General features: G+C 67.4%; 9 protein-coding genes. 3 read left to right on the top strand and 6 right to left on the bottom strand.

Annotated features, from left to right (window positions below; translation table 11 throughout):
- The 3 genes from ACEE23_RS10610 to clpS form a co-directional block, all read right to left on the bottom strand.
- A partial coding sequence (locus ACEE23_RS10610) for a P1 family peptidase (RefSeq protein WP_448873599.1) occupies positions 1 to 410 on the bottom strand: 410 nt, incomplete at its 3' end.
- Complete coding sequence (locus tag ACEE23_RS10605) at positions 410 to 949, bottom strand: DUF2017 domain-containing protein (RefSeq protein WP_368520400.1); 540 nt, start codon at positions 947 to 949, stop codon at positions 410 to 412. The genes ACEE23_RS10610 and ACEE23_RS10605, both read right to left, overlap by 1 nt.
- Positions 950 to 970: 21 nt before the next feature.
- The gene (gene clpS, locus ACEE23_RS10600; RefSeq protein WP_290226377.1) at positions 971 to 1,270 is read right to left on the bottom strand and encodes an ATP-dependent Clp protease adapter ClpS; all 300 of its coding nucleotides are present in this window, start codon (positions 1,268 to 1,270) and stop codon (positions 971 to 973) included.
- 178 nt (positions 1,271 to 1,448) lie between these two features.
- Between clpS and ACEE23_RS10595 the strand changes: the two genes are divergently transcribed.
- Genes ACEE23_RS10595 through ACEE23_RS10585 form a run of 3 tightly spaced genes read left to right on the top strand, consistent with a single transcriptional unit; the run spans position 1,449 to position 5,452 of the window.
- Complete coding sequence (locus ACEE23_RS10595) at positions 1,449 to 2,024, top strand: CAP domain-containing protein (RefSeq protein WP_368520401.1); 576 nt, start codon at positions 1,449 to 1,451, stop codon at positions 2,022 to 2,024.
- 38 nt (positions 2,025 to 2,062) lie between these two features.
- Positions 2,063 to 3,403 carry a nicotinate phosphoribosyltransferase gene (locus tag ACEE23_RS10590; RefSeq protein ID WP_448872591.1) on the top strand — a complete coding sequence of 447 codons (1,341 nt, stop codon included), beginning with the start codon at positions 2,063 to 2,065 and terminating at the stop codon, positions 3,401 to 3,403.
- 18 nt (positions 3,404 to 3,421) lie between these two features.
- Positions 3,422 to 5,452, top strand: a complete 2,031-nt coding sequence (locus tag ACEE23_RS10585; RefSeq protein WP_448872589.1) for an ATP-dependent DNA helicase — start codon at positions 3,422 to 3,424, stop codon at positions 5,450 to 5,452.
- A 35-nt stretch (positions 5,453 to 5,487) separates the two neighbouring features.
- On the opposite strand, the gene ACEE23_RS10580 is transcribed toward ACEE23_RS10585, so the two are convergent.
- The 3 genes from ACEE23_RS10580 to ctaD form a co-directional block, all read right to left on the bottom strand.
- Positions 5,488 to 6,240: a peptidyl-tRNA hydrolase gene (locus tag ACEE23_RS10580; protein WP_368521389.1), complete on the bottom strand. Its 753-nt coding sequence runs from the start codon at positions 6,238 to 6,240 to the stop codon at positions 5,488 to 5,490.
- Positions 6,241 to 6,243: 3 nt separating this feature from the next.
- Complete coding sequence (gene serB, locus ACEE23_RS10575) at positions 6,244 to 7,431, bottom strand: phosphoserine phosphatase SerB (RefSeq protein WP_448872595.1); 1,188 nt, start codon at positions 7,429 to 7,431, stop codon at positions 6,244 to 6,246.
- A 157-nt stretch (positions 7,432 to 7,588) separates the two neighbouring features.
- The gene (gene ctaD / locus ACEE23_RS10570) at positions 7,589 to 9,286 is read right to left on the bottom strand and encodes an aa3-type cytochrome oxidase subunit I (RefSeq protein WP_368520405.1); all 1,698 of its coding nucleotides are present in this window, start codon (positions 9,284 to 9,286) and stop codon (positions 7,589 to 7,591) included.
- Positions 9,287 to 9,566 lie beyond the last annotated feature (280 nt).

Here is a 9,566-nt window from a genome sequence, read left to right as displayed (position 1 = left end):
GCCCCGACGCTGCCCTGGGAGGGGTCGTCGCCGGCCAAGGCAGCGCGGATAGCCGCGGCGCCGTCGTCGGCGGTGGGCATCGTCGGCCCGACGGCGAGATCGAAGATGACGGCCGCCGGCACGATGGGCACGCGCGGGCCGGGTTTGTCCTCGCCGAAGACGGCGAAGCCGAGCCCCTCCTGCGCCAGCTGCCGCATGGCCCCGTCCGCGGCCGCCAGCCCGAAGGCGGAACCGCCCGCCAGGACGATGGCGTGGACCCGCTGGACGGTGTTGTGTGGGGCCAAAAGGTCGGTTTCCCGCGTGCCCGGGCCGCCGCCGCGCACGTCGACGCCAGCCACTGCCCCGGCGGGCCCGAAATAGACCGCGGTGACCCCGGTATCCCCGCGGCTGACGTGGCCGACGCTGAGCATTAGGACATCAGCGCCCGCAGCAGCGAGTCCTGGTTGAAGGCCAGCCATTCCACGAGCGCGTCGCGATCGGTAACGGCGGCGTCCGGGCCGCTGAAATCCCCCGCGGCGACGAACAGGCGGAGATCGTTGAGGCCGGCGACGAACTGGTGGGCCTCTTCCTCCGAAAGGTTAAGCTCCACCGAGCCGGTCGGCCCCAGCGCGGAGTTGATGGCCTGCAGGTTGGCGAGCTTGGCGCGGGCGATGTCGTTTTCGTGCAGGCTGCGCATCAGCGAGGCGTCGCCGTCGAATTCCTCGTCGCCGTCGGCCATGAAGTCCGGAAACAGGCGCGCCAGGGAGGGATCCTCCGGGGCGTCCTTGTGGCCGGAGGGCATGTCCATCATCTCGGCCAGCTCGTCCTTCGGTGCGGACTGCGCGCGCTGGATGATGGCCTCGGCCACCGTCGAGGTCAGGTTGCCTAAAACCTCGCGCTCCATGGGGTCCAGGACGGCGTGAAAGCGCACCGGGCGCATTAGCGATTTCTTTTTCTTCCACTCTTGCATGGGGTTTTTCTTCTCCGCCTCCTAGCCGGCCTGCTGCATGGTGGCCCATAGGCCCGCGATCTGCAGCTTCTTGACGTCGGCTTCGATCTTGTCGCGTTCACCGGAGGACACGGCCGCCTTGCCCTCGGTGTGTACCTGCATCATCAACTCGTTGGCCCGCTTCTTGTCGTAGCCCAGCACCGTCTGGAAGACGTAGGAGACGTAGCTCATCAGGTTGACCGGGTCGTCCCAGACGATGCACATCCAGGGCAGGTTTTCGCTGGTGGCTACGTCCACCTTGAGGTCCTCGTCCAGTTCCGGGGTAGCCATGGGCGAGCCCATGTAAATGGGGGAAATTCTGGCAGTCATACCTAATAGCCTAACCAATTTCACTAGTGCACAAGGTGCCTGGCAGGTAACCTGTGCCTCAACGAGCCTTGTAACGTACTTCATCCCCACTGAATCACAGTGCTAGCGGCCGAGCGCGGCAGCGCGGACCGAGCCGGACAGAAAGGACAGCATGTCACAGCCTCCCCTGCTCACGCGGTTGATTAACGACGTTCGCGCCGGCCGCTTCCCGGCCGATCTGCCCGGCGTGGCCCGCGCGGTCATCACCTTCGTCACCCTCGCCGCGACCGTCGGCGTGGCCATCGCCTCCCTGGTATCCAGCCCCGGGGGATCGGGCTCCTCTGAATCCGCCGACAACGGATCCTCCACCGCCCAGCCCGAGCCGGCGTCCCCGGAGGAACAAATCCGGCTGACCGAGTTGGAACAAGAGGTGGGCACCGCCCTGAACCAGTGGCGCCTCGACAACGGGCTGCCGCCGGGGCTGCCGTGGCCGGATCGCCAGGGCGCGGCCCGGGAGCAGGCCCGCCAGAACGCGGCCGCCGGGAAGGAATCCCGCTCGCCCGAGAACATCTCGCAGTTGCAGGTCAACCTGCCGGTCGAAGGCGCTACCGGCTACGCGGTCGTGGAGAAGCTGCGCGCCTCCCGCCCGCACCTCGAGGTGGTCTTGAACCCGGCCAATACCTTCCAGGCGGTTGCCGCCGAGATCGGCCACGGCCGCGTCTGGGTCGTCATCCAATTTGAACAATAAACACCCCCGTCACGCGCCTGTGACGTACACTTCACGATGTGAACGATAGCTCGAATATCACCGCCTCCACTGCCTTACTCACCGACATGTACGAGCTGACCATGCTCGAGGCAGCCCTGCGAGACGGCAGCGCCCACCGCCAAGTCACCTGCGAAGTTTTCTCCCGGCGCCTGCCGAACGAGCGCCGCTACGGCGTCGTCGCCGGCACGCCGCGGGTCATCGCGGCCATCCAGAACTTCCGCTTCACCGAGCAGCAGCTGGCCCACCTCGACTTCCTCGACGAAGACACCAAGGACTACCTGCGCAACTACCGCTTCCGCGGCCAGGTCGACGGCTACCGCGAGGGCGAGCTCTACTTCCCGAATTCGCCGCTGCTGACCGTGCGCGGCACCTTCGCCGAGTGCATCGTGCTGGAGACCGTCATCCTGTCCATCATGAACGCCGACTCCGCGGTCGCCTCCGCGGCCGCCCGCATGGTCACCGCCGCGGACGGGCGCCCCATCCTGGAGATGGGCGCGCGCCGCACGCACGAGTATGCCGCGGTCACCGCCGCCCGCGCGGCCTACTTGGCCGGCTTCGTCGCCACCTCCAACCTGGAGGCCGGCTTCCGCTACGACATCCCGGTCTCCGGCACGGCCGCGCACGCGTGGACGCTGGCACACGTCAACGAGGACGGCAGCGCCAACGAGAAGGCCGCCTTCGCCACCCAGATCGACGTCCTAGGCGCGGGCACCACCCTGCTGGTCGACACCTACGACATCACCCAGGGCGTTATCAACGCCGTGGAGGTCGCGGGGAAGGAGCTCGGCGGCGTGCGCATCGACTCCGGCGACTTGGGCGCGGTCACCCGCCGGGTCCGCAAGCAGCTGGACGATCTGGGCAATACCGAGACCAAGATCGTGGTCTCGTCCGACCTGGACGAATTCGCCATCGCCGGCCTGCGCGGCGATCCGGTGGACGTCTACGGCGTGGGCACCTCCGTGGTCACCGGCTCGGGCGCCCCGACGGCCGGCCTGGTCTACAAGGTCGTGGAGGTCGACGGGCACCCGGTGGCCAAGCGTTCGTCCTCCAAGGAATCCATCGGCGGCGCCAAGCAGGCGCTGCGCACCTACCGCTCCACCGGCGTGGCGGTCGAGGAGGTCGTCTTCCCCTACACGGACACCACCGCCCCGGACGTTGGCGGGCTGGAGACCCAGCAGCTGACCATCCCGCTGATGCGCGACGGCCAGGCCGTCGACGATATCCCGGACCTGGACACCTCCCGCGCCCACCTGGCCGCGGCCATCGGCACGCTGCCCTGGGAGGGCCTGGCCCTGTCCCGCGGCGAGCCGGCCGTGCCCACCCGGGCGGTCGGGTTGCTGCCGCCACACCAGTCCTAGGCCGGTAGACTAACCGGGGTGACAAACGCCCCGCACGACCCAGCAGACCCCGCCGACCCCGACAGCGAAGCTTATCGCGAGCCGCTCAACCACTCCACGGAGGAGCTGCTGTCCTCGGCTGTCGAGGCCCTGGGCGGCGCGCGGCGCGACGGGCAGATCCGTATGGCCGGCGCGGTGACTAAGGCCTTAGATAGCCAGCGGCATCTGGCCGTGCAGGCCGGCACCGGCACGGGCAAGTCCCTGGCCTACCTGGTGCCCGCCATCCGGCACGCGCACAACACCGGCTCCACCGTGGTGGTCTCCACCGCGACGCTGGCCCTGCAGCGCCAGCTGGTCCAGCGCGACCTGCCGCGCCTGGTCGAGGCGCTCGAGCCCATCATGGAGCGCAAACCCACCTTCGCCATCATGAAGGGCCGCTCGAACTACCTGTGCCTGAACAAGGTGGCGCGGGCCGAATCCCTAGCCGAGGCGGAATCCGGCCTCTTCGAGGAAGCCGAAACCACGGGACTAGGCGCCCAGGTCGCCCGCCTCTACGACTGGGCGGATGAGACCGACACCGGCGACCGCGAGGACCTAGACCGCGGGGTCAGCGACCTCGCCTGGCGGCAGGTCTCGGTCACCTCGAACGAGTGCCTGGGCGCTACCCGCTGCCCGCACGGGGCCGACTGTTTCGCGGAGGCTGCCCGGCAGGCGGCCGCCCAGGTCGACGTCGTGGTCACGAACCACGCGCTGCTGGCCATCGATGCCGTCTCCCAGGCCACCATCCTGCCCGAGCACTCCGCGGTCATCATCGACGAGGCCCACGAGCTCGACGGCCGGATCACCTCCGTGTCCACGGCGGAGCTGACCGCGCGCGGCCTCAAGATGGCGGCCAACCGCGTCAAGGCGCTGGGCGCCAACGGGAAGGAAACCCGCCTGAGCGAGCAGGCCGACGAGTTCAATCTCCTCCTGGATGAGTATTCCCCGGGCCGCTGGGTGGACCTGCCGGATAACGCCAAGTCCCAGCTGTCTTCCCTGGCGGATACGGTCGAAGACATTAAGTCCACCATCGGGCGCGCCCCCGACAACGAGCAGGCCCAGGACCCGGAGAAATACGCCGAGCGCCAGAACCTGACCAACCACCTGGGCTCGATTGTGGAGACCGTCGCGCGGCTGCTCGACGTCTTCGCGACCGGGGATCCGGCCGCGCACGAGGACGTCGTCTGGCTGGACCGGGACAGTCGCAACGGGGCGAACACCCTGGCGGTGGCGCCGCTGTCCATCTCGGAGATGCTCCACGACAACCTCTTCGCCGAACAAACCGTCGTGCTGACCTCCGCGACGCTGGCCTTGGGCGGGCGCTTCGACGCGATGGCCGCCCAGTGGGGCCTGCCGCAGGGCACCTGGGACTCGCTGGACGTCGGCACCCCCTTCGACCCGGCCAAGTCCGGGATCTTGTACACCGCCGCGGGCCTGCCCCAGCCCGGCCGCGACGGGCTGTCCCCGGCCACACTCGACGAGCTGCAGCAGCTTATCACCGCCGCCGGCGGGCGCACCCTGGGTCTGTTTTCTTCCCGCCGGGCCGCCCAGCAGGCCGCCGAGGAGCTGCGCCCGAAGCTGCCCTTCGAGGTCTTCCTCCAGGGCGAGGATTCCATCGGCGCGCTGGTGGACAAGTTCAGCAAGCAGGAAAACTCCTGCCTGTTCGGCACGCTGACGCTCTGGCAGGGCGTGGACGTGCCCGGCCCGGCGTGTTCGCTGGTGGTCATCGACCACATCCCCTTCCCGCGGCCCGACAACCCCCTGATGCAGGCGCGCACGGAGGCCGCCAAGGCCGCCGGCCGCAACGGCTTCATGGAGGTCTCGGCCACCCACGCCGCCCTCCTCATGGCGCAGGGTGCCGGCCGCCTGCTGCGCGCAACTAACGACCGGGGCGTCGTCGCGGTGCTCGATCCCCGCCTGGAGACCAAGCGCTACGGCGGCTTCCTGCGCGCCTCGATGCCGCCCTTCTGGTCCACCACGCGCCTGGAAACGGTGCTAGGCGCCCTCCGACGCCTCGTAGACAGCCGTTAAACGCGGGCTCGGCCTCCCATAGCCAACCCGGGCTGCTAGGCGCTGAGCGGGCGCGGCAGGGCGCAGACCGTCGCCGAATCCGGGGCGATCTCAGTGAACCCGGCGTCGACGACCACTACCGCCCCGGGTGCTGCTGCCGCGCGCTCGAAGGTGGCATGGTCGACCTCGCGCACGCTCAGGGCGAAGCCGGCCTGCTTCCACTCCCACGCCGCCTGGGTGTCCAGGCTGGCAGCCAGCAGCATGGAGCCGTGCCCGACCTGGGCCGCGGCCTTGCCCGCGCTCATGCCGAGGGAGGCGTCCACGTAGATGACCGGGGCGTCGGCCGCCGGCTCGCCCGGCTGGTCGGCAGGCAGATCCGTGTGGCCGATCTGCAGCTTGCCGATGAGCGGATCCACCTCGTTGACCGCGGAGGGCACGAAGGCGCGCGCCACGTCGACCATCACCCCGGGCAGCGCCTGGACGTCGTTCCAGGCCTTGTTGCGGCTGCGGCGGGCGACCTTGCGGATGCGGTGGCCGTACCAGCGCCCCAGGGCCGCGGCGAAGGCCGTATCGCCGCCGGCGCGCTCGTCCAGGCACACCGCGACGACGGCCCGGGCGGCCGCCTCCAGCACGCGGTGGCGGGCCGGGGTCTCCTGCTTGGGCAGGTTCAGCGCTATCTGCATGGCCTGGACCGTCTCCGGCTGGTTGGGGTCTTCCCTATCGCGGTGCCAGTCGCGCGAACTGCAGGATTCCTGGAGCCGCTGGTGGGCGGTGCGGAAGGAGGCATCGATAGCCTGGTCGGAGCCCATGGACTAATCCTTCTCGATCTCGGCAGAGGGGATGCCCAGCAGTTGCAGGACTTCGTCCAGGTACGGGTGGTTGACCTGCGCGTCGGCCACCTCCTTGAGCGCCGGCTTGGCGTTAAAGGCAATCCCCAGGCCCGCCGCGCTCAACATATCGATGTCGTTGGCGCCGTCGCCCACCGCCACCGTCTGCGACATGGGCACGCCGCAGTCCGCGGCGAATTCGCGCAGGTATTCCGCCTTCGCCGCGCGGTCGACGATCTTCCCGGTGACTTCGCCGGTCAGCTTCCCGTCGCTAATGGCCAGGGTGTTCGCCCGCACGTAGTCCAGGTTAAGCTCGCGGGCCAGCGGCTGGAGGACCTCCAAAAAGCCGCCGGAGACTACCGCGACCTTAAAGCCCAGGCGCTTGAGCGTGGCCACCGTGGTGCGCGCGCCCGGGGTGAGCTCGATATCGGCGGCGACTTCCGCCAGCACGGATTCGTCCAGCCCGCCGAGGGCCTTGACCCGCTCCCTCAGGGACTCCGCGAAGTCCAGCTCGCCGCGCATGGCGCGCTCGGTGACCGCGGCAACCTCGGCCTCGCGGCCGGCGCGGGCGGCGAGCATCTCGATGACCTCGCCGGTAATCAGCGTCGAGTCGCAGTCGAAGCAGACCAGGCGCTTGGCGCGGCGGTGCAGGCCGGCCTCCTCGATGGCCAGGTCCACGCCCAGGCGCCCGGCCAGCTCGGCGAGTCGGGCCCGCAGGCCGGCGGCATCGCCCGCCACGGTCACGGACAGCTCCAGACCGGTCAGCGGCTGCCGGGACAGGCCCCGGATGCGGTCGATATTGGCGTCGAAATTCGCCAGCTCCTGCGCCAGCGCCGCCATCTGCTCCGCAGTCACCGTCGCCGCCATAATGACCACCACGTGGCTAGAGCGCGGCCGCGGGGAGCGATCCGTACCCACTTCGACGGTGACGGTGTGCTGGTAGATGCTCAGCGTGTTGCGCAGCCCGGCCTCCGCCTTCCCGACGAGCGCGGGGTCGAGACGCCCGTAGGCGGCCAGGGTGATGCGCCCAGAGAAGATGGCCTGCTCCACGTCCACCAGCTCCACCCCGACGGCCACCAGCACGCGGAAGAAGGCAGCCGATACCCCGGGCTTGTCCGGACCCGAGGTCGTAATCACTACGTCCTTTAAAGCTTGATTATCCACAGCCTTTATCCTGCCACAGCCGGATGCGGCCACGGTCACAGCCCCTTGGGCACCCACCGTGACGCGGCTTTCGGATCGCCAAAAGCCACCTTCTGTGGCCCCGTTAAGAACCGGGCCTAGAAGGTGGCTTTGTTGGCAGGAGGGTTCAGCGCCTCGTTGACACTACTTAGTGTCCAGCGCCGATGTGCGCCTCGGAGCGCATACGCTCAACCATGTGCGGGTAGTGCAGCTCGAACGCCGGGCGCTCGGAGCGGATACGCGGCAGCGAGTTGAAGTTGTGGCGCGGCGGCGGGCAGGTGGTGGCCCACTCGAGGGAGTTGCCGTAGCCCCACGGATCGTCGACGGTGACGATCTCGCCGTAGCGCCAGGACTTGAACACGTTCCAAATCAGCGGGATGACGGAAGCACCCAGCACGAAGGAGAAGATGGTCGAAATCTGGTTGTAGATGGTGAAGCCATCGGACTCCAGGTAGTCGGCGTAACGACGCGGCATACCCATGTTGCCGACCCAGTGCTGGACCAGGAAGGTGCCGTGGAAGCCGATGAAGGTCAGCCAGAAGTGAATCTTGCCCAGACGCTCATCCAGCATGCGGCCCGTCATCTTCGGGAACCAGAAGTACAGACCCGCGAAGGCGGAGAAGACCACGGTACCGAACAGGGTGTAGTGGAAGTGAGCAATCAGGAAGTAGGACTCAGCCAGGTGGAAGTCCAGGGCCGGGGAGGCCAGCATAACGCCGGTCATACCGCCGAAGAGGAAGGTGGCCATGAAGCCCATGGCGAAGATCATCGGGGTATCCCAGGTGATGTGGCCCTTCCACAGGGTGCCGACCCAGTTGAAGAACTTCATACCGGTCGGGACCGCAATCAGGAAGGTCATGAAGGAGAAGAACGGCAACAGGACCGCGCCGGTCACGAACATGTGGTGAGCCCAGACGGCCATCGACAGCGCACCGATGGACAGGGTGGCGAAGATGAGGCCGACGTAGCCGAAGACCGGCTTACGGGCGAAGACCGGAACGACCTCGGAGACGATGCCGAAGAACGGCAGGGCCAAAACGTAGACCTCCGGGTGGCCGAAGAACCAGAACAGGTGCTGCCACAGGATGCCGCCACCGTTAGCGGAATCGAAGATGTGGCCGCCCAGCTTGCGGTCGTAGAGAACGCCCAGTGCGGCAGCCAGCAGCAGCGGGAAGATCATCAGGGCCAGCACCGAAGCGGTGAAGATGGTCCAGGTGAAGATCGGCATACGGAACATGGTCATGCCCGGTGCGCGCAGGGTCAGCACGGTGGTGACCATGTTGATAGCGGAAGCAACGGTACCGACACCGGTAGCACCCACGCCGACGATCCACATGTCAGCGCCGATACCCGGGGTGTGAACGGAGTCCGCCAGCGGCAGGTACATGGTCCAGCCGAAGTCGGCAGCGCCGCCCGGGGTCAGGAAGCCAGCCAGCATCACGACACCACCGATGGTGGTGATCCAGAAGCCGAAGGCGTTCAGACGCGGGAAGGCCACATCCGGTGCACCAATCTGCAGGGGCAGGATGTAGTTAGCAAAGCCCCAGACGACCGGGGTTGCGAACAGCAGCAGCATCACAGTGCCGTGCATGGTGAACAGCTGGTTGAACTGCTCGTTGGACAGGAACTGCAGACCCGGCGTGAACAGCTCAGCGCGGATCAGCAGTGCCATCAGGCCACCAAGGAAGAAGAAGCTGAACGACATGATCAGGTACATGATGCCCAGCTGCTTGTGGTCAGTGGTGGTCAACATCGTCCAAGCCTTGGAGCCGGTCTTACCGTGCCCCGTCGGCTCAGGACGTGAAGGCTGGACGTAATCGTCCAACCGTGGCGCCACAGCGGTCATTTATATCCTCCTGACTAGCAAGCGCTTGCCAGCTTTATGCCATACAAGCGCTTAAAAGTTTTACACCGCCTAATCCTAGGCCAACTCCACCCCACTTTGCCAGCCGTTTCTAAGACTCGAATTCGCAGCTAAGTGGCCTGCTGTGACTCGTGTGGCGGCATTGTCGCAGCAAATTGGGCCTAGATTTTCGCCAGCCCGACACCCACCCGGGGGCGAACGTGGTGTAGCCCACAATATTTCCCGCGCCGCACCCGCTTTCGCGCCGGTGTAGAGACGAAAA

The sequence above is a fragment of the Corynebacterium sp. 32222D000AT genome, from assembly GCF_053546955.1.
Note: the sequence above shows the minus strand (reverse complement) of the source record. Positions and strands in the feature narration are given on the sequence as shown.